Source organism: Dechloromonas sp. ZS-1 (assembly GCF_039649255.1).
Taxonomy (GTDB): domain Bacteria; phylum Pseudomonadota; class Gammaproteobacteria; order Burkholderiales; family Rhodocyclaceae; genus Azonexus.
Window position 1 is genome coordinate 15,459 of the sequence record NZ_JBDIYD010000003.1, and the last position, 25,943, is coordinate 41,401.

The following is a 25,943-nucleotide window of genomic DNA, read 5'->3' on the forward strand; positions in this document are numbered from 1 at the left end:
ACGAGGGAGCCGGAACAATACCAGACAGATAGCGCGCCCCCAACCCGCCTGCAAACAGGGGCTTTATGCGGTCACGTTGACCAGCGTGCCGGTGGTCTGGCCTTCGGCATTGATGACCGCCGCTGCCGTCGATGTGGTACTCAAGGCTTCCTGAATACGGGCGATGCCATCGCGCAGGGTCGTCAAGTCTGCTTGCGTGTCCTGCCCGGATTTCAATGAAACCAGATTGGCGCGTGCATCCTGCGCCGTGCCTTCGGCTCGATCCGATTCGACCCGGCGCGTCCGGGCGGTTTCGCGAGCACGCACGGCATTGGCCTGCGCCTCCTCGGCTGCGCTACGCAAGGCACGGGCACGCCCTTCTGCCTGCTCAGCCATGCGCTGCGCCTGCATTTCCTGCAACTGAGCATAGGCTCCGCCCCCGGCGCCGGATAGGGCAGATAAAGTCGCCGTTGCCATCAGATCACCCGATTCTGCAAACTCACGCCGTCACATTGATCAGCGTTCCGGTCGTCTGACCTTCGACATTGGCAACCGGACGCACTTGATTGGCCTCACGGGCCTGACGTGCTTCATCATCACGGTTCTGGCGCACCTGTTCCGACTGACGGGTTTGCTCAGCCTGACGGGGTTCCACCGCGGCATTCTGGGTCGCCGTGTTGTAGGTCTGAATATTGGGCAGGGAAGAACGAATTTCCATGGCGTTAAGCTCCTGATCCTCTTGGTTTAAATGTACACCAAAACCAGGATTTCGCCACCCCCGCACAACCATAAAGACCCGGCCGGATCGCCGAAACTCCCGCAAGCACCAAGGTTTCGCCTACCATGCCAGGGTGCGCCGCTTTTTCGGAGAGCCTCATCATGAACACTCCCTCCACTTCGGCCCTCGACCGCATTGACGCCTGGTGGCGTGCCGCCAATTATCTGGCGGGTGCCATGATCTACTTGCAGGACAACCCCCTGCTCGCCGCCCCCCTGCGGCCCGAGCACATCAAGCGCCGCCCGCTCGGTCACTGGGGCAGTAGTCCGGGCCTCAGCTTCATCCATGCCCACCTGACCCACCTGATCCAGACACATCGGCAAGCGGCCATTCTGCTCGCCGGCCCCGGGCACGGCGCCCCCGGCATCCTCGGACCAACCTGGCTGGAAGGCAGCCTGAATGAACTGGATCCGACCCACGGCTGGGGCCTGAACGGGCTGACCCGCCTCTGCCGGGATTTTTCCTTCCCCGGCGCACTCGGCAGCCATTGCACCCCGGAGCTGCCCGGTTCCATCCACGAGGGCGGCGAACTCGGCTACAGCCTGTCCCATGCCTTTGGCGCTGCGTTTGACCACCCGGAATTGCTGGTCACCGTCGTCGTCGGCGACGGCGAGGCGGAAACCGGCCCGCTCGCCACGGCCTGGCACAGCAACAAATTCCTGAACCCTGCCCGCGATGGGGCTGTCCTGCCCATCCTGCACCTGAACGGCTACAAGATCGCCAACCCCACCCTCCTGGCGCGCATCCCGCGCCATGAACTCCTTGCCCTGTTCCGTGGCTATGGCTGGGAACCGATTGTCGTTGAAGGGCACGAGCCGATGCCCATGCACGCCGCCATGGCTCAGGCCATGACGGACTGCCTGAGCCGCATCAGGACGATCCAGAGCGCAGCCCGCAACGGGCATCCGACGGTCGACCGTCCAATCTGGCCCATGATCATCCTGATTTCCCCCAAGGGCTGGACGGGGCCGGCACACGCCGACGGCCATGCCGTCGAGGGCACCTGGCGGGCCCATCAGGTGCCGCTCGCCGACCCGCGCCAGCGTCCGGACAACCTCGCCGCGCTGGAAGCCTGGTTACGCCGCTATCAGCCGGAAAATCTATTTACGCCAGAGGGCTTGCCTGCACCGGCATTACGCGACTTCTGCCCGCACCCCGGCCTGCGTCTCGGCACCTCGCCCTATGCCAACGGCGGCCGTTTGCGCCGGCCGCTCGATCGGCCGAACTGGCAGGATTTCGCCGTACCCGCCCAGCCGCATGGCCAGCAGCATGCGGAAAACACCGACCCGCTGGGGCATTACCTGGCAGCCCTCATTACGCGCAACCCAAGCAATTTCCGCCTGTTTGGCCCCGATGAAACCGCCTCCAACCGCCTGGGCGCCGTCTTTAGCGTGACCGGCAAGACCTGGCTGGGCGAATCCCGCCCGGCCGATGCAGACGGCGGCCATCTCTCGGCGGACGGCCGGGTCATGGAAATGCTCTCCGAACACACGCTGGAAGGCTGGCTGGAGGGCTACCTGCTGTCCGGGCGACACGGCCTCCTGTCGACCTACGAGGCCTTTGCCCACGTGATCGACTCGATGTTCAATCAGCACGCGAAATGGCTGGACATGGCGCGCAAAGTGCCCTGGCGCGCGCCGGTGTCAGGATTGAACCTCCTGATCACGTCGACCGTCTGGCGCCAGGATCACAACGGCTTTACCCATCAGGACCCGGGTTTTCTCGATCTGGTGGTCAACAAGAGCCCCGCCGTCACCCGCATCTACCTGCCGCCGGACGCCAATTGCCTGCTGGCGGTCGCCGACCAGTGCCTGACGGAAACCGATACGATCAATGTGATCGTGGCAGACAAACAGCGCCATCTCCAATACCTGAGTGCCGATGCCGCTGCCGCACACTGCGCCCGAGGCATCGGCCTCTGGGGCTGGGCCAGCACGGACGATGAAGCCGGTTGCGAGCCGGAAATCGTCCTTGCGGGCTGCGGCGACGTCGCCACGCGCGAAGCCCTGGCTGCGGCCGAACTGCTCTATCAGCACTTTCCGGACCTCAAGCTGCGCTTCATCAATGTGGTGGATCTCTTCACCCTGACACCGCCCGCCGAGCACCCGCACGGCCTCAGCGAAACGGAATGGATCAGCCTGTTCACGGCCGACAAGCCGATTGTCTTCTGTTTCCACGGCTATCCCTGGCTGATCCATCGTCTCGCCTACCGCCGCACCAATCATGCCAACCTGCACGTGCGGGGCTACAAGGAACGCGGCAGCATTTCGACGCCGCTCGAACTGGCCATCCACAACGAGATCGACCGCTTTTCGCTGGCCATCGATGTCATCGACCGCATTCCCCGCCTCGCCGTGGCCGGCGCGCATGTCCGGCAAGCATTGCTTGCAGCGCAGCAAGCCTGCCTTGAACACGCCCACCAAGAAGGGGTAGACCCGGATCATCTGAGCCAATGGCAATGGAAACTTGATCGGGATTAAAGCCAGACCAGCCCTGCTTCTGCCTCACGCAACACGGGGATTGTGGTTTACCCGTATAAACCGTGCGGACATCTTTGCTGCGCCGCAACAAAATGGTAGTCTTAAGCGCATAACATTGCGCCCACACGGCGGAGAAGCAGCATGAGCGAAATCGATCTGAAGCGTTTTTTCCTTGAACAGGTGAAGCTGTTCGAACATTTCACGGCCGACAAGGTCGAGGAAATTGTCATCAAATCCCGTCTCGCGACCTTCGAGGGCAACGAGGCCATGCTCGAAACCGGTGACGAAAGCCACCACTTCGGCGTCGTCATCAGTGGCCACGCCGAGATTTCGAGCAGCGACAACACGGGCACCCGCACCGTCATCTCCCAGTTGGAGCCGGGTGACGTTTTCGGGGTGATTTCGCTGTTGACCGGCGACCGCATCGCTGCCGACGTGATCGCCGGCAACCGCTGCTTCGTGCTGCTCATCCCGCAGGAAGTGTTCAACACGCACATCCTGACCAACCCCAAGGCCGTCGCCTATCTGTCGCGCCTGCTCGCCGAACGCACCCGGACCATGGCCACTGAAGCGCAGGCCTCGGCAACCGCCACGGGCAGCACGTCGGCGGACCCCTACGCGCTCTCCCTGCAGACCGGCCAGCCGGGCAAGGTCGTGACGCTCAATGTCGGCATCAGCCAGATTCATTTCGGCATCTACGACACCCGCGAAAGCGGCGCCGACATCCACGGCATCATCGACAATGCCGACAAGCAGGTGGCCCGCATCACCCTGCACGTGGGCACGCAGACCAAGACCATCGAGCATGTGCCCTTCAAGCTCTCCGACCTGTTCAAGGTCATGGCTGAAACCACGGCTGAGCTGGGCCGCGCCTTCACCTTCCATCCGGAAGACGTGACCGCCATCGGCCACCGCGTCGTGCATGGCGGCAACAAGTTCGCCAGCGCCGTCGTCATCACGCCGGCCGTGATTGCCGACATCGAGGAACTCTCGGTCTTCGCCCCGCTGCACAACCCGGCCAACGTCGCCGGCATCCGCGTGGCCACGAAGGCCTTTCCGAACGTGCCGCAGGTGGCTGTCTTCGATACCGCCTTCCACCAGACCCTGGCGCCGTATGCCTACCTCTACGGCCTGCCTTATGACCTGTACAAGCAGCACGGCATCCGCCGCTACGGTTTCCATGGCACCTCGCACCGCTATGTGTCGCTGAAATCGGCCGAGGTGCTGCAGCGCCCGCTCGGCGAACTGGAAGTCGTCTCCTGCCACCTCGGCATCGGCGCCTCGCTGTGCGCCATCGATCATGGCCGCTCGGTCGACACGACCATGGGCATGACGCCGGCGGATGGCCTGATCATGCCCAGCCGCTCGGGCAGCATCGATCCGGCCGTGATGATCCATCTGATGGAACAGCACAAGATGACGCCGGACCAGCTGGCCACGCTGATCAACAGCGACAGCGGCCTGAAGGGCATCTCCGGCATCTCGAACGACATTCACGAGATCGAGGCGGCGGCGGCCGACGGCCATCACCGCGCCCTGCTCGCCCACAAGGCCTTCTGCTATCAGGTGCGCAAAAACATCGGTGCCTACGTGGCCGCGATGGGCGGCATCGATGTCCTCGCCTTCACCGGCGACATCGGCGAGACCTCGGCCACCGTGCGCAGCCTGGCCTGTCAGGGCCTCGGCTATATGGGCATCCAGCTCGACGAGGAAAAGAACCGCAACCTCGGCCGCATCGACGGCTGGGCGGACATCGCCACGGTCGACTCGCCGGTCCGCATCCTCGTCATTCCGAATGACGACGAGCGTCTGATCGCCTGGGAAGCCCTGCGCGCCATCGAACGCAACCAGCTTTTGCTCGAAGCCAAGGCCGACGAGCCGCCGGCCATCCCGGTCGAAATCTCGGCCCATCACGTACATCTGTCACAAGCCGATGTCGAAGCCCTGTTCGGCCCCGGTCATCAGCTGACGCCGATGCACGAACTGTCGCAACCGGGTCAGTACGCCTGCGAGGAGAAAGTGCATCTGGTCGGCCCCAAGGGCCGCATCGCCAATGTCCGCGTGCTGGGTCCGACGCGTAAGGAAACCCAGGTCGAAATCGCCATGACCGAGCAGTTCAAGCTCGGCGTGCAGCCACCGATCCGCCAGTCCGGTGATCTGGCCGGCACCCCCGGCATCACGCTGGAAGGCCCGTACGGCAGCACGACCATCGAGCGCGGCGTGATCTGCGCCCAGCGCCACATCCACATGGCGCCGGAAGATGCGATGCGTTTCCGCGTGCGCGACAACTACGTCGTCCGCGTCCGCGTCGAAGGCGAGCGCGAGCTGATCTTTGGCGACGTCGTCGTGCGCGTCAATCCGGCTTTCCGCCTGGCCATGCACATCGACACCGACGAAGGCAATGCCGGCAATCTGAAAACCGGCATGCGCGGCTACATCGAGGAAATCCAGAGCCGCGCCTGATCGGCCGCCGCGTCGCGCAGCTCAGCAACCGGTGCCCGGGTGATCCCTGGCCACCGGTTTTTTCATGCCGCGATGGCGGCCATCCGCTCGCGCAACCAGGCGCCCAGCCAGCGCACTTCCGAAATGCAGACCTCGTGCGCCATCGTGAAGGTCCGCCAGGTCACGTCATGGCCTTTCGCCTGCAGCCAGTCGTGAGCAGCCAGACCCAGGGCCGGCGACACCACATCATCCTCGTCGCCATGGCCGACCAGCAGCGGCACCGCGAGGCTGGCAGGCTGATGCCGCAAGGCGAGCGCCTCCACGGCCGGCAGGTAGGTCGACAAGGCGATGATGCCGGCCAGCGGCGCGGCATGCGAAAGCCCTGCCGCGTAGGCCACGGCCCCCCCCTGCGAAAAACCGGCGAGGAAGATACGGTCGACCGCCACACCCCGGCTGATTTCACGGGCGATCAAGGCATGCACGCCGGCGATCGCCTCATCCAGGCTCGGCAGATCGATCTCGCGCCGGTCCGGATACATGGCCAGGATGTCGTACCAGGCCCGCATCTCGTAACCGCCATTGCAGGTCACCCGCCGGTACGGTGCATGCGGGAAGAGAAAGCGCACCGCCTGATCTTTCGGGATCCCGAGCGCCGGGACGATGGGCGCGAAATCACCACCATCCGCCCCCAGGCCGTGTAGCCAGATGACGCTCCAGGCAGGCGCGTCGGCTGTCTCGATTTCGATGGCTTCGAAGGGGTTCTGAGGGATGTCCATGATGATTTTTGCCTTCCTGGGCGCGTTGACCGCCGGGAGTATCGGCATCTCGCCCCCATTCGACAAGTCAGCCACAAAAAAGTCTGAAAAATCAGTCACCCTCCCAGCTGCCACACGGTAAACTTGCGCCCCTTGCACTTCGCGTGCCCGTTTTATTGCCTGACCTGCCATGCCGCTGCCGACACCCGATCCCGCCCGCTACGACGCCCAGCTTGCCGAGAAGCTGACCCGCTTCAAGACCGATTTTGCGCCGTTCGACCTGCCGGAACCCAGCGTCTTTGCCTCCGAGCCGGCGCACTACCGCCTGCGCGCCGAATTCCGCATCTGGCACCATGGCGACACCCTCGATTACGCGATGTTCGATCCGGAAAACCCGAAGCAGCCGGTCCTGATGGCGGATTTTCCGATCGGTGTCCGATTGATCCACGACACCATGCCCGTGCTAAAAGCCCGGCTGGGCGCGGACGAACTGCTGAAAAAGCGCCTTTACGCCATCGAGTTCCTGGCCACCCTCTCCGGCGAACTGCTGGTCACCCTGATCTATCACCGCAAGCTCGATGCCACCTGGGAAGCCGCCGCACGGACGCTGGCGGCGGAACTCGGCCTGATCATCATCGGCCGTAGCCGTGGCCAGAAAGTCGTGCTCGAGCGCGACTGGGTGCAGGAGTCTTTCGAGCTCAACGGTCGCCAACTCAGCTATCGCCAGCACGAAGGCGCATTCAGCCAGCCGAACGGCAACGTCAATCGCCAGATGCTGGCCTGGGCCTGCGCGCAGGCCGCCCCGCTCGGTGGCGATCTGCTCGAACTGTATTGCGGCAACGGCAATTTCACGATGGCGCTGGCCCCCCTGTTTGGCCGCGTGCTGGCCACCGAAATGAGCAAGACCTCGGTTCAAGCCGCCCTGCACAATCAGGCAGCCAATGGCGTGGAAAACCTGACCCTGGCCCGCATGTCGAGCGAGGAAATGAGTGCCGCCCTGGCCGGCACCGAGCGCTTCCAGCGCTTGAAGGACGTGGATCTGGCCAGCTACCGTTTTTCCACGATTTTCGTCGATCCGCCGCGCAGCGGTCTGGACCCGGCGACGCTGGCCCTGGCGGCAGGCTTCGAGCACATCCTCTATATCTCGTGCAATCCGGCCACCCTGCGCGACAACGTGGCGGCCCTGCACGCCACGCACCGTATCGCGGCCAGCGCGGTCTTCGACCAGTTCCCTTACACGCACCACCTCGAGTGCGGCGTCCTGCTCAGCCGCCGCACCGTCTGATCAACCGGCCTTGAGCGCCCGGATGGCGGCACAGGCCGCCTGCATGGCCGTCCGCAAGGCGGCCACATCCGCGCCCAGGCTCTCGATGGGCGCCCGCTCCCGCAAGGCCTGATTGAGGCGCGCCGCGATCGTGTGAATCTCGATCAGCCCCAGGGTACCGGCCGCGCCCTTCAAGGCATGCACCACCTGCTCGGCATCGGCATGCGAAGCCGCCAAAGCGGCATCCAGGCGCACCATATCGTCTGCATGCATATCGATAAACAGGCCGAGCATGCGGCGCACGCGTTCGGGCTTGCCGCGCATGGCCGAGAGGGCATGCGCCAGATCGAACCCCGGGATCGCGGCCAGTTCATCGGCCTCACCGACCGCCGCCGGTTGCACCGGAGCCGGCGGAACAAAGGCATCGGCGGGTACCTGCTGGGGCAGCAACCATTTGGCCAGCGCCCGATAGAGCACGTCCGGCTCAACCGGCTTGCCGACAAAATCGTTCATGCCGGCCTGCAGGCAGGCCGCCCGGTCTTCCGCAAAAACATTGGCGCTCATGGCCAGGATCGGACACTGCGCATACCCGGGCAGAGCACGAATGCGCCGGGTGGCCTCCAGGCCATCCATGCCCGGCATCTGCATGTCCATCAGGATCAGGTCAAAAGTACGCTGGCTGGCCTCGCGCACCCCGGCCGCACCATCGCCGGCCACGGTGACGGCGACCCCGGCCTCACGCAGCAAGGCGACGGCCACATCCTGATTGATCGGGTTGTCTTCGCACAACAGGATGGATTTGCCGTTCAAAGCAAGGTTGACCGTCGGCGCCGGGACCGGGCTGTCCACCTCGCCCCCCCCGCCTGATGCCTGCGCACAGCAGACGGTGAGCCAGAAACGGCTGCCCATGCCCGGCGTGCTTTCCACCCCGACCTGCCCTTCCATCATTTCGGCAAGATGGCGGGTGATCGCCAGGCCAAGACCGGTGCCGCCATGCAGGCGGCTCATCGAGTTATCGGCCTGTTCGAACGCCGAGAAGAGGCGCGACTGCGCATCCAGGGCGATACCCACGCCGGTATCCAGAACCTCGACCGTCAGCTGATGACGCTTGTCGGCCAGGGCCAGCGCACTGACCCGCAGGGTGATGCCCCCCTGCTCGGTGAATTTGACGGCATTGCCAAGGTAATTGAGGATGGCCTGAGACAGACGGGTCGGATCCCCGTTCAGGCGTTTGGGCAAATTGGGGGCCAATTCGGTGTTGACCGTCAGACCCCGCGCTGCCGCCCCCTCACGGACAAGGTTGGTCACGCGCTCAAGCAGGGCCGGCAAATCGAAATCAATGTGCTCCAGCACCAGTTTGCCCGCCTCGATTTTCGAAATATCGAGGATGTCGTCAATCACATGCAGCAAATGGTCGGCCGAATGCTTGATCTGTCCCAGCGTCCTGGCCTGCTCCGGATCGGTAAGCTTCCGTTGCAGCAGGTGAGTGAGGCCGACAATGGCATTCATCGGCGTCCGGATTTCATGGCTCATGTTCGCCAGGAAGGCACTCTTGGCCTGGCTGGCCACCTCCGCCACCTCCTTCGCCTTGGAGAGTTCCACAGTCCGCTGGACGACCAGGTCTTCCAGATGGTGACGATACCGGTCCAGTTCTTCCCCGATGCGTTTCTTTTCGGTGATGTCCTGCTTCACCGCCAAATAATGCGTGATGCTGCCTTGCTCGTCGCGAATCGGCGCGATGCTGGCAAATTCGTGAAAAATTTCACCGGTGCGCCGCCGGTTGACCAGTTGCCCCGACCACTGCGCACCCTGACTCAGGGCCGCCCACAAGCCTGCATAGGTTTCCGGTGGCGTCTCGCCCGATTTCAGCAAGCGCGGATTGCGCCCCAAAACCTCGTCCAGGCTATAGCCCGTCGTGTTCATGAAGGCCTGATTGACATACTCGATCCGTCCTTCCAGGTCCGTGATCACGATCGACTCCGGACTCTGTTCGACGGCCTGCGAGAGCTTGCGCAAACGACCATTCAGGTCGCGCAGGGTTGCTGCGCGCTGGGCATTGTCGATGGCCACGGCAGCCAGGCTGGTTGCCGTCTCGACATAGCGGGCCAGCACATCGGAGATGGTCGGATTGGGCGCGGCCCAATACAGCGCAAACGTCCCCAACACCTGCCCCGTGCTGGACAGGATAGGCTGTGACCAGCAGGCAGCCAGCCCATAACGGCTGGCGATGTCGCGATAGGGTCGCCAGTTTGCATCCTGTTGCAGGTCGGCAGACAAAACCGGCTGGCGCAAATAGGCGGCGGCCCCGCAGGAACCCACTGTAGGCCCGATGCTCAAGCCCTCCACGCAGGCCATGTAAGCCGCCGGCAAGGAAGGCGCGGCACCGTGATGCATGGCGCCCGCTTCGTCGATGAGCAGAATCGATGCCTGAACCTGGCTGTCTTCCGACTCGATGCCCTTGCAGATGCTGACGAGAATGTCGTGCAGGGCCTTGCCTTGAGACACCTTGCTGAGCACGGTATGGCCGAACTCCAGGATTCCCTGCTGATGCCGGCGTTCCGTCATGTCCACGAAGGTGGTCAGCAAATCCCCTTCAAAATCAATGCCGGACACTTCGACAATGCGGGTTTGACCGTCGGCACAGGTAATCCGGTATTCCGCCGGTACGATCGGCAACTTCCGCGCCTTTGCCTCGAGGCGCGCAGTACTCCAGCGGTCGATGCAAGCCGCCCGGTATGCCGGATCCGGATACGCCTTCCTGATCCAGGTTTCGATATCCGGCAGCGTCTCGGCCGGATAGCCGAACAAGGCCACAAAGCGCCGATTGACGAAGACAACTTTGCCTGTTTCATCGGTATAGGCCAGCGCCAGCGGCATCTCTTCCAGCAACTGCCGGAAGCGGCGCTCACTCGAGAGCAGCCGGGCCTCGGCCGCCTTGCTGGAGGTGATATCGATGGTCAGCCCCGCCGTCCACCGTGGGGTGCCATCCGGCTCCCGTTCAACCAGTTGCCCGCGTGTCGATAACCAGCGCGTTTGCCCGTGCGTATCGAGCACCCGATAGTCGGTCTTGAAAACAGACAGTTGGCCGCCTGCCACCGAATGAAAAAGCTGCTCGATGCGCGGCCGGTCTTCCGGATGAATCCGGGCCAGCACATCGGCCAGCGGCTCCTGGCGCAACCCGGCATCGCCGCCCAGCATACAAATCAGGGCGTTACTGCGAAACACCACCTGACGGACATGATCGAACTCCCACAGGCCGACGCCGGTCGTCGCCATGATCATTTCCATGTCGTGCATGACCCGCCCGCGCCGCTCCTCCGCCAGGGCAAAACCCAGTTTTTCAAGCAGACGGTGCTGACTGACCACCCCCAGGCACCGCCCGCCATCATCCACGACAACCAGATGACGAATCTGCTCCTGCTCCATGCGCGCGGCCACATCGACCACGCTGCAACCGAGCGTGATCGAGATCAGGGGCTGATGCATGACGGCGCCCATCGAGGTGGTCTCGGCGGGGATGCCTTCCAGCAACAGTCGGCTGATGTCACGTTCGGTCAGAATGCCCTCGGCCCGCCCCTCACGCCCCGCCAGCACATAATCGAGACGCCCGGCCGCCATGAGTTGGACCACCTGAGCGAGCGGCACCGCCGGATCGAGCAGGCTACCGGCATGATCCATGACACGGCCCAACTGCCCGAGCAGATGCAGCAGATCCTTGCCCACCCGCCGGCGGAAATCGGTTTCGGTGGCCAAACCGCACAGGCAACCGTCGTCATCGACCAGCACCAGATGCCGGACACCGCGCTCCAGCATCATCAACTGTGCACTGGCGAAATCCAGGCTGCGATTGGCCGTCAGCAAGGCCGTACTCATGACCTCGCCCACAGGCTTGTCGAGACTGATCCCTTGTGCGAGCAGATTGACCAGATCCCGCTCGGTCAGAATCCCCAGAGGGCGTGCCTCACGGGCAATCACCAGGGACGAAATGTGCTCTGCGGAAAAAATCCGTACCGCGTCGCGCACCGGCATCTCGGGCAACACCGTGCGGACCTGGGCCGTGGCGATATCCTGCAATCGAAGATGCGCGACTGAACTCATGGCTCCCCATTACCTCTTTGTTCTGTCTCCGCCTGCGCACGCGGACGGAATATCAAGCGCGATTATCCACGGATGCGGGGGGCAACCCAAGGTTAGATTATCGCCATATACAATTTCGATCTATAGGAATGAAATTTCATTCTTTAAAGAAATTTATCAAGTCCGTACAATGCGGGCATCGTGATCCCAGCCCTATTCAGGACGACCGTGAAAAAGACGCTTTCCCACCTCGACTGGCTTGAAGCCGAAGCCATCCACATCATGCGTGAAGTGGCCGGCCAGTGTTCCAACCCCGTGCTGCTGTTCTCCGGCGGCAAGGACTCGATCTGCATGCTGCGCATCGCCGAAAAGGCCTTCCGCCCGGGCAAGTTCCCCTTCCCGCTGATGCACATCGACACCGGCCACAACTATCAGGAAGTCGTCGCCTTCCGCGACAAGCGCGCCGCCGAACTCGGCGAACGCCTGATCGTCCGCTCGGTGGAAGACTCCATGAAGCGCGGCACCGTCGTGCTGAAGCACGAAGGCGAGTCGCGCAACAAGCACCAGTCGGTCACGCTGCTCGAAGCCATCGAGGAATTCGGCTTTGACGCCTGTATCGGTGGTGCCCGCCGCGATGAGGAAAAGGCCCGCGCCAAGGAACGCATCATGAGCTTCCGCGACGAATTCGGCCAATGGGACCCGAAGAACCAGCGCCCGGAACTGTGGAACCTCTACAACGCCCGCAGCCACAAGGGCGAGAACATCCGCGCCTTCCCGATCTCGAACTGGACCGAAATGGACGTCTGGCAATACATCGAGCGCGAGAAGCTCGAACTGCCGTCGATCTACTTCGCCCACACCCGCCCGGTCGTGATCCGCCAGGGCGCCATCGTGCCGGTCAATGTCCCGCTGGTTTCCGGTGAGCTGACCAACCTGCCGAAGGCCGGCGAGGAAATCATCGACAAGCTGGTGCGTTTCCGCACCGTCGGCGATATCTCCTGCACGGCGCCGGTCGAATCGGATGCCGACACCGTCGAGAAGATCGTCGTCGAAACCGCCACCACCACCATCACCGAGCGCGGCGCCACGCGTCTGGATGACCAGACCAGCGAAGCCTCCATGGAACAACGCAAGAAAGAGGGTTACTTCTGATGACCGCCCACGTTGAAGATCACGGCCTGCTGCGCTTTTTGACCTGCGGCAGCGTCGACGACGGCAAGAGCACCCTGATCGGTCGCCTGCTGTTCGACACCAAGACCATCCTCGCCGATACCCTGAACGCCATCGAAAAAACCTCGCAGAAGCGCGGCATGAGCGCCGTCGATCTGTCGCTGCTCACCGACGGCCTGCAGGCCGAGCGCGAACAGGGCATCACCATCGACGTCGCCTACCGCTACTTCTCGACCGGCACGCGCAAGTACATCATTGCCGACGCCCCGGGCCACGAGCAGTACACCCGCAACATGGTGACGGCCGCCTCGACTGCCAACCTGGCCATCATCCTGATCGATGCGCGCAAGGGCGTGCTGACCCAGACTCGCCGCCACTCCAAGCTGGCCTCGCTGGTCGGCATCCCGCACCTCGTCGTCGCCATCAACAAGATGGATCTGGTGGACTACTCGCAGGAAGCCTACGAGAAGATCAAGGCCGATTACCTCGAGTTCGCGGCCAAGGTCGGCATCGACGACATCCGCTTCATTCCGCTTTCCGCGCTGAACGGCGACATGATTGTTGACCGTGGCGACAGCCTGAACTGGTACGAAGGCCCGACCCTGCTCGAGATCCTCGAAGCCGTGCCGGCCGCCCATACCGAACACACGGAAAAATTCCGTTTCCCGGTGCAGTTCGTCTGCCGCCCGCAGGACTCCGCCAATCCGGATCTGCACGACTACCGTGGTTTCATGGGCCGTGTCGAATCCGGTGCGATCAAGGTCGGCGATGCCGTCACGGTTTTGCCCTCCGGACTGGAGTCGACCGTCAAGGCCATCCAGTTGGGCGGCACGGACCTCGCGGAAGCCGTCACCGAGCAATCCGTCACCCTGCTGCTGGCCGATGAAATCGACACCTCGCGCGGCGACATGATCGTCAAGTCGAGCGAAGTGCCGCCGGCCGTCAAGGAAATCAGCGCCACCGTCTGCTGGCTCTCGGAAACCCCGCTCGACCGCGCCCGCACCTACCTGATCCGCCACACGACGCGTGACTCGAAGGCCAAGCTGACCGCCATCGACCATCGCCTCGACGTGAATACGCTGGAGCGCGTGCCGGCCGAAAAGCTGGCCATGAACGACATCGCTCAGGTGCGCTTCAAGCTGGCCCAACCGCTCTTCGTCGATGCCTATGAGGACAACCGGGCCACCGGCGCTTTCATCGTCATCGACGAAAGCAACAACAACACGGTCGGCGCCGGCATGATCCTCTGATCCAGGCACCGCCCCCAACAAAAAGAGCCAATGTTGAAATTGGCTCTTTTTTTATTTATACGCGGCAAATCGCGGACATAAGTACAGGTTTTGACAAATCTGCTTGCCCCATTCCGCTGCCCTGGGCTATCTTTGGGCAATCAATGCCCATGCAAAAAATGATGACTTTCGAATTCGATACAGCCGACCAGCCTCTGGTATTGATTGCCGACGACGAACCCATGGCACGCACCCTGCATGCCGCCATCCTGAAGAAGGAGTTTCGCGTCGAGGTGGTCGAATCCGGCAGCGATGTCCTGCAGGTTCTCGACAGCCTGAAGCCTGATCTGATCCTGCTCGACATCGAAATGCCCGGCCTCGACGGTTATGAGACCTGCCGTCGGATTCGCGAACAGGGCAGCCTGCCCATCATTGTCGTCACCGGGCATGACACGCTGGAATCGCAGCTCGAAGCCTTCGAAGCCGGCGCCAACGATCTCATCCAGAAGCCGGTATCGGCCGATCTGCTCTTGCGCAAGGCAGGGCTGGCCATTGATACCCACCAGAACTACCAGCGTCTGCTGCAGGAAAAAAATTCGCTGCAGTCGATGGCGATGAATTTTCTCTCGTCGGTCGGTGAAACCGGCACCCTGCTCAATTTCCTGCGCACCAGCATTCAGTGCCGCTCCTATATCGAGTTGGCCCACCGCCTCAGCGAAGCCATGCAGAATCTCGGCATGCAGTGCTATGGCGTCATCCGGACGGCAACCGGCAACCAATATTTCCGTAGCGAAGGCGAGCCCAGCCCGCTGGAAAAATCGGTGTTGTCGCAGGTCGCCAGCATGGGGCGTGTTTTCCAGTTCAAATCGCAGTTGGTGGTGAATTACGACCATGTGTCGATGATCGCGACCAATGCCCCGATCCACTCCGATGAAGAGACCGGCAAATTCCGGGACAATCTCACCATTCTTGCCGAAGCCGCAGAGTCGCTCGTCGAAAACGTTGAAATGCGTCAGGCCTCGGTTCAGCGTGCAGAACAGCTGCAAGTCGCGATGATTGGCGCCAGCGCAGCCGTCGAGTCGCTGCGCCATGAACACCGCCTGATGATGACGGACACCCGCCTGCTGCTGCAGGAACTGGTCGATAAGGTCGAAGGCTCCTTCTCCTGGCTGGGCGCAACCACGGATCAGGAAAATGCGATCAATGACCTGATGAACGAATCGGTCCAGAACATCCTCGCCATGCTCTCCACCCGCGGTCAATTTGAAGCCGAATTCTCGGCCCTCCTGGGCGCGCTGCACGGCACCGCCGGGAGCAGTGACGATATCGAACTGTTCTGAAGCGAACGCGTCCGTTTGCATAATTGACAATCAATTTACCAATAATTAATAATCACGGATTGATTTCATCAGGTTCTTTCCGTGCGCACATCTTCCCCGAGCGGCAGCACCGCCTTGAGTGCGCTGATCCAGCGTACCCTGCACCTGACCGGTGACGCGTTTCTGAATACCCTGGTTGCCGGGATTGCCCGCGAACTGGGCGCACACTGGGTATTCATTACGCGTGCCCTGGACTTTCCAACCACCCGGGTCGCGGTCGTTGCCTCCAGCCAGCAAAGCAGCCCCAAATCGTTCGCACTGCCCGGCACACCCTGCGCCCTGGTCTACCTCGGCCAACCCGTCCTCATCGAACATGGTGTCTCGGAACGTTTTGAACCGGCCCGCGCCCTGGCCTGCGAAACTTTCCTCGGCTACCCCTTCTTTGATGGGGCAGGCCAATGTACGGGCCACCTCGGCCTGTTTTTCCAGACTCCGTATCAGCCGCCCGCCTCGCTGGAGGCGACCCTCACGCTCCTGACCAAACGGATCAGTGCGGAATTGCTGCGCCTGGATACGCAAAACAGACTCGACAGCACGCGTCGCCGCCTGGATTTCCAGAACCGCATCCTGCAGCAGGCGGCACGTCATGCGCCGCTAACAGAGGTCCTGAACAAGCTATTGCTGGGTATCGAACAGGAGCGCCCAGGCTCGCACTGTTCCCTGATGCAACCGACGGCTGATGGCAAACAGCTCAACCTGATTGCCGCCCCCACGCTGCCGACCGGCTACACCCAGCACCTGCGCAACATCCCCATCCGGGATCAGGCAGGTTCCTGCGGGACTGCCGCGTTTTCCGGCGAACGGGTGATCATCGACGACATCGCCACCCATCCGTACTGGACACGCTTCCGGGAGAAGGTTTTACCCTACGGCTTGCGCAGTTGCTGGTCGCAACCCGTGCATGCGGCCGATGGCACGCTGGAGGCTGTTTTCGCCATTTACCAGGAACAGCCGGGCACGCCGACGGCGGAGGAAATCGAGCTGATCGAGTCGGTCGCGGCACTGGTCAGCCTGGTCATGGAAAACTATCGCACCACCGCCTCCCTCATTGAAACCACCCGTCGCTACAAGCTCTTTCTGCACACCTCGGCAGACGGCATCATCGTGCTCAATCAAGAGGGCGAATTTATCGAGATCAGCGATGGTTTCCTGCGCCAGGTGGGGGCCACAGACCGCGCACAGTTGGCCGGCACCCGTATTTGGGACTGGGATGCCCAGCCGGATGAAACGGCTTACCGGGAACGCCTGAGTCACTGCAGCGAGACGCCGGTCATGTTGAGTACACGCCAGCGGCGCCTCGACGGGACAAACTGGGATGCGGAAATCAGCATGGCCGCCTTTCAGGATGGACAACGCACCCTGATCTGGGCCTCGGCCCGCGATGTCAGCGAACGCAAGCGCATGGAGGCGGAACTGCTGCGCCGCGCCACCTACGATGCCCTGACTGGCCTATTCAACCGGGGCAGCTTCATGCATGCCTTGTCCGCCGAATTCCAGCGCAGCCAGCGTCACGCCCGCCCGCTGGCGGTGATGATGCTGGATATCGACCACTTCAAGCAGATCAACGACCGGCTCGGCCACCATACCGGGGATGTCGTGCTGCAGCAGGTGGCAAGCGCGTTTACCGACACCCTGCGCCAGGAGGATGGCGTCGGCCGGATCGGTGGCGAGGAGTTTGCGTTTTTCCTGCCGGAAACAACGGCCGAGGGTGCGGCCGAAGTGGCTGAACGCATCCGCCAGCGCGTCGCGGCACTGGACTTCCGAGATCTGGGCCTGCAGGAAGGAGTGCGCTGCTCGATCGGCTACACCCTGCTGGAAGGCGACGAGCCGACCCATGAAGCCCTGCTCTCCCGCGCAGACCATGCCCTCTATGCGGCCAAAGCCGGCGGCCGCAACCGGATTTGCCATACACAATCCAACGACGAGCAATCCGACGACGACACCGGCCGCTGAATCCCCCTTCCCGACGGTCAACGCGCAATCAGCACAAAAAAATCCCGGGTTTCCAGAGGGCGGAAACCCGGGCAAAGTGCAGTGACATTCACGAATGAATGCGTTGCGGGGATCGTTACATGCCGAGGTAAGCGGCGCGGACCTGCTCGTTGCTGATCAGTTCCTGACCGGTGCCGGTCAGCGTGATGCTGCCGGTTTCCAGCACATAACCGCGGTCGGCGATGGCCAGTGCGGCAAAGGCATTCTGTTCGACCAGCATGATGGTCATGCCCTGCGCCTTGAGTGTCTTGACGACGTTGAACACCTCTTCGACCAGGAGCGGCGCCAGCCCCATGGACGGCTCGTCCAGCAGCAGCATCTTGGGGCGGCCCATCAGTGCGCGGCCGATGGCCAGCATCTGCTGCTGACCGCCGGACAAGGTCCCGGCCGGCAGATGGCGTTTTTCCTTGAGAATGGGGAACATCGCGTAGATTTTCTCCATATCCTCTGCCACCTGATGCTTCGGCTGGGTATAGGCGCCGAGCAGGAGGTTGTCTTCGATCGAGAGCGGGCCGAAAACCTGACGTCCCTCCGGACTCTGGCAGATACCGCGCCGGACGCGCTGATCGGCACGTAGACCGGAGATGTCCTCGCCATCGAACCAGATGCTGCCGCTGCTCATCGGCTGGACCCCGGAGAGCGTCCGCAGGAAGGTCGTCTTGCCGGCCCCATTGGCGCCGACCAGCGCCACCAGTTCGCCCTTGCGCACTTCCAGATCGATGCCTTTGAGGGCCTTGATCCGGCCGTAGCAGCTTTCCATGCCCGACACTTTGAGCAGGACATCGCCCTTCGGAGCAGCGCCGGATTGCAAGGCGCCGGCACTGTGCGCGCCCAGACCGACCGACTCCGGCGCCAGGCTGGCAATGCGGTGAAAGAGCTCGCGGAATTCGGCGCGGGACTTCTCGCCGAACAGCGGATCGTCGTTATCCTGGAAAGCCCGGTCGATCTCCGCCCAGTCCTCGGCATTCAGCGCCGTGCGGGCGAGCGGCATGACATCCTTTTCTTCGCTGCGGATGTGGCTCTTGATCGCCTGGGTGTAGTGCCGCAGGGCCTCGGTGAAGGCCGGGTTGGCCTCTGCCCCCCCGGCGGTCGACGCCAGTTTGAGGCGTAAATCGCGCAGGACGTCCGGGCCGTTGCGATGCTCGGCCTGCAGACGGTCGAGCACGCCGGCGGCCTCGGGAGAACGGGCGCGCAGCAGCGGAAAGAGGAATTCGTCCTCCTTCGCATGGTGGGCGCGGTCCATGAACTCCTCGATGTAATCGAAGACCGAACTGAAAAACGGGGCTTCCACCTTGCCGCCCGCGTCGATTTCGTCGGCCACAAGATCGAGCGTCGTGGCGATGCGCCACAGGTTCTGATGCTCTTCGGTAATGATGCGCAGGGATTCCATGATTCGTCCTCTTAGGCGTGCGCGCCGAGATAGGCGGCAATCACATCCGGGTTCTTGCGGATTTCCTCGCCCGTGCCTTCAGCGAGTTTCTTGCCGTAATCCAATACCAGGATACGGTCCGACAGGTTCATCACCATCTTCATGTCGTGCTCGACAAGCACGACGGTGACGCCGGAATCGGCCACTTTGCGGACCAGATGATCGACCTCGATGGTTTCCTTGGGGTTGAGACCGGCGGCCGGCTCGTCCAGGAAGATCAGGCGCGGCTTCATGGCCAGGGCGCGGGCGATTTCCAGGCGCTTGAGGGCACCAAAGGACATCGCATCGGCCCGGGCATTGACGTACTGGCCGAGGCCGACGAACTCCATCAGAGCGGCGGCCTCTTCACGCAGCTCGCGGTCGCGCCGCTTGAGCCCCGGAAAACGCAGGGCGGCCTTGATCAGGTTGCGGTCCAGGCGCAAATGCGCCCCGACCATGACGTTCTCGATGGCCGTCATGTTCATGCACACCTGCAGGTTCTGGAAGGTCCGTGCCACGCCGCGGCGGGCCAGTTCGTTCGGCGACTTGCCCTGAATAGCCTCGCCATCGAGCCGGATTTCGCCGGTGGTCGGGGTGTACACCCCGGTAATCAGGTTGAACAGCGTCGTCTTGCCGGCGCCGTTCGGGCCGATCACGGAATAGACGATGCCGGCATCGATATTGAACGAGACATTCTGGACGGCCTTGACGCCGCCGAAATGGATGGAGAGATCTTTGACTTCAAGCATCGGCACGGTTATTCCCCTTTCCCGAACTTGGCGGCCAGCGTCGGCACGATGCCTTTGGGCAGGAAGATCATGAACAGCATCAGGATGGCCCCGAAGACCACGGTTTCCCAGCCTTCGAAGGTGGCCAGGGCCTGCGGCAGCGCGGTGAGCAGCACGGCGCCGATGAGCGAGCCGAAGACCGAAGCCATGCCGCCAACGACGACCATGGTGACCAGCTCGATGGAATGGAAGAAATCGGCAAAGTTCGGGCTGACAAACCCGATGTAATGCGCCGTGACACTGCCCATCAGGGAAGCGAAGACTGCCGACATGACGAAAATCGCCACCTTGTAACGCACCACATCGACGCCGACCACCTGCGAGGCCACTTCGGAACCGTGCAGGGCACGCAAGGCGCGGCCGAAGGGCGAGTCGATCAGGTTCAGCGAGGCCCAGACACTGACGACGAGGAGGCCGGCGACCACCCAGTACCAGATCTTGTCGCTGTAGATCTCAACCCCGAAGACGCTCATCGGCGGCACCGGCATGCCGTCCGGCCCGCCGGTCCACTGCGCCTCGTTGCGCAAGGCAATGTTGATGATGATGCCGAGGCCGAGCGTGGCCATGGCCAGGTAATGCCCCTTCAGCTTGAAGATCGGGCGTGCCACCAGCGCTGCCAGCAAGCCGGTCACTGCCGCACCGGTCCCCATGGCGACCAGCGGGTGCCAGCCGAAATGCGTGGGCAGCACGGCGGAGGCGTAGGCCCCGATGCCGAGGAAACCGGCGTGCCCCAGGCTGATCTGGCCGGCAAAGCCGATCAGCAGGTTGAGGCCAAGCACGATCACGGCATTGATGGCCATGCGGATGGCGAGGTCAAGATAAAAGCTGTTGGGCACGATGAAAGGCACGACCAGCAGCACGGCGATGACGATCAGAAGACCGATGTTCTGAGACTTTTTCATGCTTACACCCGATCCGTCGATTTACCGCCGAACAGGCCGCGCGGCATGAAGAAGAGGATGAACAGGATGAGCACGAAGGGAATCGCATCCTTGTAGGCGGACGACAGATACCCGGCGCCCATGGCTTCCAGGATGCCCACCAGCAGCCCACCCAGCACGGCCCCGAGACCATTGCCCAGGCCGCCGACCACCGCCGCGACAAAGCCCTTCAGGCCGAGCATGATGCCCACATCGTAGGAAGTCAGCGTAATCGGCGTGATCAGGATGCCGCCGAGCGCCCCCAGTGCGGCCGACATGGCGAAGCTCATGAACAGCACCCAGCTGGTGTTGATCCCGACCAGTTCGGCCGCCGTCCGGTTGAAGGACGTGGCGAGCATGGCCTTGCCCTGCAGGGTCCGGTTGAAGAAATACCAGAGCGCGACGACCACAATGGCCGTGATACCGAACACCCACAGGCTCTGCGGCATCAGCACCGCACCCAGGATTTCGATCGGCTGATCGCCCGAGAAAGCCGGCAGCGCGAAGGTTCCCTTGCCCAGCCAGATCTGGATCAGGCCGCGGATGACCAGCGAAGCACCGATGGTGATGATGATCAGGGTCACGGTTTCCGCGCCCTTGACCGGTTCGATGGCCAGCTTTTCAACCACCACGCCGACGATGGCCGGCACCAGGATGGCCAGCGCCAAGGCCACCGGCAGCGGCAAGCCGGCCGCCGTGAAGAACACGGCCAGCATGCCGCCCAGCATGATGAACTCGCCCTGGGCAAAGTTGATCACGTGGCTGGCGTTATAAATCAGCGTGAAGCCGAGGGCCGCCAGGGCATAGGTCGCACCGACCGTCAGCCCGGAAAAGAGGAATTGCAGAAACTGGGCCAGCATCACGCCCTCCCTGCCTTCTGGAGCAGGCGGAGGTTCCGTCCCCTGCGCCCTGCCTTGAGCACCATGTTCATGTTGTCTCCTGATATTTTTGTTGTGGATTCGACGAGGCGAAATTCACTAATACATAAATGATTTAATCACTACGATATTAGTGAGTCAAGCCATAAGAACGCCGCTTCAAATCCCGTCCCTGCGCCTTGCCTGCGGTTCAGAACTTGAGCAGATGATCGTCGTCTGCCACCACCGGCTGCTGCTGGGCAAAGAAGCCCTCGGTATGAATCAGTTCATCCTTCGCACCCAGCGCCTTGACTGCGGCGACACAGGTGTCGACAAACTCCGGGCTGCCGGCGGCAAAGATGGTGTGCTTGGAGAGATCGGTGAAGAGCTTCGGCAGCACGGCGTCAACACGCCCCTGCATGTAGCCTTCGCGCTCCTCGCGGGTCAGGGTGATCTTGTAGTCGAAGTTGCGGTGCTTGGTGCGCCACCAGGCCATCATCCCCTGGCTATAGACATCGTCCGCCGTACGGGCCGAGAAGAGCATGGTCACCGGCTTGCGGAAGCCCCGGCGCAGCGCGGCTTCGGCCAGGGCCAGGATCGGGGCCAGGCCGGTACCGGCGGCCAGACAGAGGACCGGCGTATCGACCGACGGGTCGCCGATGAAGGTGCCGTAGGCCCCGGAAATTTTGACGCCTTCGCCAATCTGCAGGCTGTCGTGAATCCAGTTGCTGGTCACGCCGCCTTCGGCGCGGGCCACCTGCAGCACCAGTTCGCCATCCGGACGCGGTGCGTTGGCAATCGAGTAGGCGCGGGCCGGCACATCGGCGCGCGGATTGCCCACCGTGACGTACTGACCGGGCCAATGACGGATCGGCTGGCCAACCGGACGCAGGCGCAGCTCGACGACACGCGCGGCGATCGGCTTCTTGTCGATGACGACAAACAGCGCGTCTTCACGCGGCGGGAAGAGTTTCGGCTTGGCATCCTCGGTGCCCCACTCGATGGTCAGCTCGTCGGAAATCGGCTTCGCCATGCACATCAGGCCATAGCCCTGCTTGCGCTCATCTTGCGAGAGCGCCATGTCGAGCACCATGCCCTGATCGAACTGACCCTGCGTGACCTTGACCTTGCATTCGCCGCACGCCCCGGCGCGGCAGTTGTTCGGCAGCGCGTAACCTGCCTTTTCGAGTGCCATCAGCACGGTATCGCCATAGGCGCAGTCCACCGACTTGCCCGAGGGTTGCATGATGATGCGAGCCATTTTTCTTCCCCTTGTTGTGTTTTATCTCTGTTGCGGCAAGGCCGACGTCCTCGAAAGGACGCCGGCCAGGAGCAAATTTGCTGTTTTCTGACGGTCGACCGTGATCAGAACACCGGAATGATGTCTTCCATCTCGATGTCGCTGATTTCCTGACCGGTGATGCCGACTTCCGGAATGGCCGGGAACGGGATGTTGTAACGATCCAGCACACCCTTCAGGTTGAGCATCGCGTTCTTCCAGTTTTCCAGCTTGGCTTCATAGGTCGGGATACCGAAACCGGCGGTGCGGGCCACTTCTTCGGCTTCGCGCTGGTTGGCGATGAAGTCTTCCGGCAGATCCCAGAATTCCATCGGCGGCTCGAAGAGCACGGCGGACAGGAAAAGGTAACCGGCGCGGATCTGCTTGGTAACGACCGACTTGGTCTCTTCGGCCAGGCCCGGATAGTCACGCTCCATGACCGCCATGCAGATGGCCATGTGACGACCTTCGTCGCGACCGATGTTCTTGAAGGCTTCCTTGAAGACCGGCTCACGGGAGTTGTCGAACATCTGCTTGAAGATGGTCGCAGCGGCGATCTCGCCCATCAGGAAGGAGCTGAACAGGACAGCGAGGTCGTACTTCGGCACGGCTTGCTTGTAGCCATTCCAGTAGCGGCCGCCGTTGAAGTACAGCCACTGCACGTTTTTCTGCAGGCGCTTGCCCAGTTCGGTCTTCGGCTGATAGGTCAGCGGGTCCGGATGGCCCAGGAACTTGGTAATGGCCAGACCGCACATGATTTCGTGGTTCTGCTCGTCACGGGTGACCGAGAAGAAGCACTTGCGGACCGGATCTTCCTCATGCACTTCATACGTCTTGATCAGGGCTTCGGCAAAAACCGGGGGGGCCGAGGCGTCGAACACCGACAGGAGGCTCCACCAGTAGGCGATGGATTCGCGCTCTTCCCAGGTGTAGCTATCCACGTCCAGGGTATCCCAGGGCAACTTCTCCGGATCCCAGTCTTCACGACGCGCGGCTTCCCAGACTTCCTGCAGCTTCTTGCTTTCCGAGCGCCAGGACAGCGGATACACGTTCGGTTGTTCGGTTGCCGGCGGAAATTCCATCTTGTCGGCAAAGCGTTCCTTGTTAGCAGCCATATCTCCTCCTTTTAAGGATTTCATCAAGTCATCAGGCACCCCATCCGGAACCCCGGCTGGCGTTGAGTGAATAATGATACAGACCGAAACGACGTGTCAATCATTTTTGTATCGTATTGATCAAATTTTTTTCAGAAACAAATTCTGCATTTCAGAACATTGAAAAACAGCTGGCGCCAAAAGAATTTATTCAATTGTTTTTGTTGAGTTTTTACAGGCATACGTAACAACTTACATTAAACGTAACAATGAAAGCGCACAACAAATACGATACTTTTATTTGACTTTTGTTGATCGCATTCGTATCGTGTGCAACATCCCATCCACATCGCACATAGAAAAAACTGTCCGAGGAGATCCAGATGACCCACCCGCTGCTTGAGAAACACCGCGCCACGCTTGAAGGCGCCCTGAACGCCATCCAGACCCGTGGCTATTGGTCGGCCTTTAACGAAATGCCGAGCCCGAAGACCTATGGTGAAACGGCAGCCGATGACGGCAAGCGCGCCTTTGAAGCCTGCCTCGGCCAGCAATTCAGCCTCGATCAACCGGGCCAGCAAGGCTGGGCTGGGGGCGAGCAGTCGCCTTATGGCATCGAGCTGGGCGTGCAGTACCCGGTTTGCGATCCGGAAAGCCTGATTGCCGCAGGTCAGGCGGCCATGGCGGGCTGGCAGCAGGTCGGTGCCACCGGCCGTACCGGCATCTGCCTGGAAATCCTGGATCGCCTGAACAAGCAAAGCTTCGAACTAGCCCACGCCGTGATGATGACCACCGGCCAGGGCTGGATGATGGCCTTCCAGGCCGGTGCGCCGCATGCACAGGATCGCGGCCTCGAAGCCGTTGCCTACGCCTGGCGCGAACAAAGCTTCGTCCCGACCGAGACGGTCTGGGACAAGCCGCAGGGCAAGAACCCGTCGCTGGTCATGAAGAAGCACTTCGAAATCGTCGGCCAGGGCGTCGGCGTCGTGGTCGGCTGCGGCACCTTCCCGACCTGGAACACCTATCCCGGCCTGTTTGCCGCGCTCTCCACCGGCAATGCCGTGATCGTCAAACCGCACAGCAACGCCATCCTGCCGGCCGCCATGACCGTGCGCACCATTCGCGCCGTGCTCGCCGAAAACGGCATCGACCCCAATCTGGTCACGCTCTGTGTCGCCGACCGCGCCACCACGCAAAAGCTGGTCACGCACGCTGCCGTCAAGTCCATCGATTTCACCGGCAGCAATGTGTTCGGCCAGTGGCTCATCGACAATTGCCGCCAGGCCCGCGTTTATGCCGAGCTGGCCGGCGTCAACAACATCGTCATCGACTCGACCGATGCCTACAAGCCGATGCTGCGCAACCTGGCCTTCACGCTGGCGCTCTACTCTGGGCAGATGTGCACGACCTCGCAGGCCCTCTTCGTGCCGGCCGGCGGTATCGAGACCGAAGACGGCCACAAATCCTACGACGACGTCTGTGCCGACCTGGCCAAGGCCGTCTCGGGCTTCCTGAGCAAGCCGGAAGTCGCCCACGCCGTGCTCGGCGCCGTACAGTCCGCCGACACCCTGAAGCGTATCGGCGAAGCCGACAGCGGCCGCCTGGGCAAGGTCATCCTGGCCTCGACCAAGCTCGACAATCCGGAATTCCCGAACGCCGAAGTCCGCACGCCGGTCCTGCTCGCCTGTGACGCCGCCGACGAAGCCGCTTATATGGAAGAACGATTCGGCCCGATCAGCTTCATCGTCAAGGTGGCTGACACCGCGGCTGCGATTGCCCTCTCCGAGCGCATCGTCTCCACCCACGGCGCCCTGACTGCCGGCATCTACTCGACCAAGGCCGAGGTGATCGACGCCATGACCCGCGCCACGATGCGCGCCAAGGTGGCCCTCTCCATCAACCTGACCGGCGGTGTCTTCGTGAACCAATCGGCGGCGTACTCCGACTACCATGGCACCGGCGGCAATCCCGCCGCCAACGCGTCCTACGCCGATGCTGCCTTCGTCGCCAACCGCTTTGTCGTCGTGCAGCGTCGCTATCACGTCTGAGAAC

General features: G+C 62.3%; 18 protein-coding genes. 8 read left to right on the forward strand and 10 right to left on the reverse strand.

Annotated features, from left to right (window positions below):
- Positions 1-63: 63 nt before the first annotated feature.
- Entirely contained in the window at positions 64-456 is a 393-nt protein-coding gene (locus AACO21_RS05185; RefSeq protein ID WP_346191439.1) for a hypothetical protein, read from the reverse strand.
- A 22-nt stretch (positions 457-478) separates the two neighbouring features.
- Positions 479-697 (reverse strand): hypothetical protein, encoded by a 219-nt coding sequence (locus AACO21_RS05190; protein WP_346191440.1) that lies wholly within the window; start codon positions 695-697, stop codon positions 479-481.
- 161 nt (positions 698-858) lie between these two features.
- Between AACO21_RS05190 and AACO21_RS05195 the strand changes: the two genes are divergently transcribed.
- On the forward strand, positions 859-3,237 hold the full coding sequence (locus tag AACO21_RS05195; RefSeq protein ID WP_346191441.1) for a phosphoketolase family protein: 2,379 nt from the start codon (positions 859-861) through the stop codon (positions 3,235-3,237).
- Between the two features lie 141 nt (positions 3,238-3,378).
- Positions 3,379-5,700, forward strand: coding sequence for an acetate/propionate family kinase (locus tag AACO21_RS05200; protein ID WP_346191442.1), 2,322 nt, complete (start codon positions 3,379-3,381; stop codon positions 5,698-5,700).
- A 62-nt stretch (positions 5,701-5,762) separates the two neighbouring features.
- Here the strand turns inward: AACO21_RS05200 and AACO21_RS05205 are convergent, their stop codons facing one another.
- A complete protein-coding gene (locus AACO21_RS05205; RefSeq protein ID WP_346191443.1) occupies positions 5,763-6,455 on the reverse strand; it encodes a carboxylesterase in 693 nt (230 codons plus the stop codon).
- A gap of 169 nt (positions 6,456-6,624) precedes the next feature.
- Here AACO21_RS05205 and trmA point away from each other — a divergent pair, with 169 nt between their 5' ends.
- A complete protein-coding gene (gene trmA / locus AACO21_RS05210) occupies positions 6,625-7,719 on the forward strand; it encodes a tRNA (uridine(54)-C5)-methyltransferase TrmA (protein ID WP_346191444.1) in 1,095 nt (364 codons plus the stop codon).
- On the opposite strand, the gene AACO21_RS05215 is transcribed toward trmA, so the two are convergent.
- Positions 7,720-11,796, reverse strand: a complete 4,077-nt coding sequence (locus tag AACO21_RS05215) for a PAS domain S-box protein (RefSeq protein ID WP_346191445.1) — start codon at positions 11,794-11,796, stop codon at positions 7,720-7,722. It abuts the gene before it with no gap.
- A 207-nt stretch (positions 11,797-12,003) separates the two neighbouring features.
- Between AACO21_RS05215 and cysD the strand changes: the two genes are divergently transcribed.
- The 4 genes from cysD (at position 12,004) to AACO21_RS05235 (ending at position 17,506) form a co-directional block, all read left to right on the forward strand.
- On the forward strand, positions 12,004-12,927 hold the full coding sequence (gene cysD, locus AACO21_RS05220; protein ID WP_346191446.1) for a sulfate adenylyltransferase subunit CysD: 924 nt from the start codon (positions 12,004-12,006) through the stop codon (positions 12,925-12,927).
- The gene (cysN, locus tag AACO21_RS05225) at positions 12,927-14,195 is read left to right on the forward strand and encodes a sulfate adenylyltransferase subunit CysN (protein ID WP_346191447.1); all 1,269 of its coding nucleotides are present in this window, start codon (positions 12,927-12,929) and stop codon (positions 14,193-14,195) included. Before cysD ends, cysN begins: the two co-directional genes overlap by 1 nt.
- Positions 14,196-14,353: 158 nt before the next feature.
- On the forward strand, positions 14,354-15,514 hold the full coding sequence (locus tag AACO21_RS05230) for a response regulator (protein ID WP_346191448.1): 1,161 nt from the start codon (positions 14,354-14,356) through the stop codon (positions 15,512-15,514).
- A gap of 81 nt (positions 15,515-15,595) precedes the next feature.
- Positions 15,596-17,506 (forward strand): diguanylate cyclase, encoded by a 1,911-nt coding sequence (locus AACO21_RS05235; protein WP_346191449.1) that lies wholly within the window; start codon positions 15,596-15,598, stop codon positions 17,504-17,506.
- Between the two features lie 115 nt (positions 17,507-17,621).
- Here the strand turns inward: AACO21_RS05235 and AACO21_RS05240 are convergent, their stop codons facing one another.
- The 6 genes from AACO21_RS05240 to AACO21_RS05265 all read right to left on the reverse strand — a co-directional run bounded on the left by AACO21_RS05240 (position 17,622) and on the right by AACO21_RS05265 (position 23,912).
- A complete protein-coding gene (locus AACO21_RS05240; RefSeq protein WP_346191450.1) occupies positions 17,622-18,935 on the reverse strand; it encodes an ATP-binding cassette domain-containing protein in 1,314 nt (437 codons plus the stop codon).
- Between the two features lie 11 nt (positions 18,936-18,946).
- Positions 18,947-19,702 carry an ABC transporter ATP-binding protein gene (locus AACO21_RS05245; protein WP_346191451.1) on the reverse strand — a complete coding sequence of 252 codons (756 nt, stop codon included), beginning with the start codon at positions 19,700-19,702 and terminating at the stop codon, positions 18,947-18,949.
- An 8-nt stretch (positions 19,703-19,710) separates the two neighbouring features.
- Positions 19,711-20,643: a branched-chain amino acid ABC transporter permease gene (locus AACO21_RS05250; RefSeq protein WP_346191452.1), complete on the reverse strand. Its 933-nt coding sequence runs from the start codon at positions 20,641-20,643 to the stop codon at positions 19,711-19,713.
- Between the two features lie 2 nt (positions 20,644-20,645).
- Positions 20,646-21,521 carry a branched-chain amino acid ABC transporter permease gene (locus tag AACO21_RS05255; protein ID WP_346191453.1) on the reverse strand — a complete coding sequence of 292 codons (876 nt, stop codon included), beginning with the start codon at positions 21,519-21,521 and terminating at the stop codon, positions 20,646-20,648.
- A gap of 208 nt (positions 21,522-21,729) precedes the next feature.
- The gene (locus AACO21_RS05260; RefSeq protein WP_346191454.1) at positions 21,730-22,779 is read right to left on the reverse strand and encodes a 2Fe-2S iron-sulfur cluster-binding protein; all 1,050 of its coding nucleotides are present in this window, start codon (positions 22,777-22,779) and stop codon (positions 21,730-21,732) included.
- Positions 22,780-22,883: 104 nt separating this feature from the next.
- Positions 22,884-23,912 (reverse strand): hypothetical protein, encoded by a 1,029-nt coding sequence (locus AACO21_RS05265; protein ID WP_346191455.1) that lies wholly within the window; start codon positions 23,910-23,912, stop codon positions 22,884-22,886.
- 362 nt (positions 23,913-24,274) lie between these two features.
- On the opposite strand from AACO21_RS05265, the gene paaN reads away from it, so the two are divergent.
- Positions 24,275-25,939, forward strand: a complete 1,665-nt coding sequence (gene paaN / locus AACO21_RS05270) for a phenylacetic acid degradation protein PaaN (RefSeq protein ID WP_346191456.1) — start codon at positions 24,275-24,277, stop codon at positions 25,937-25,939.
- The last annotated feature ends 4 nt before the right edge of the window (positions 25,940-25,943 follow it).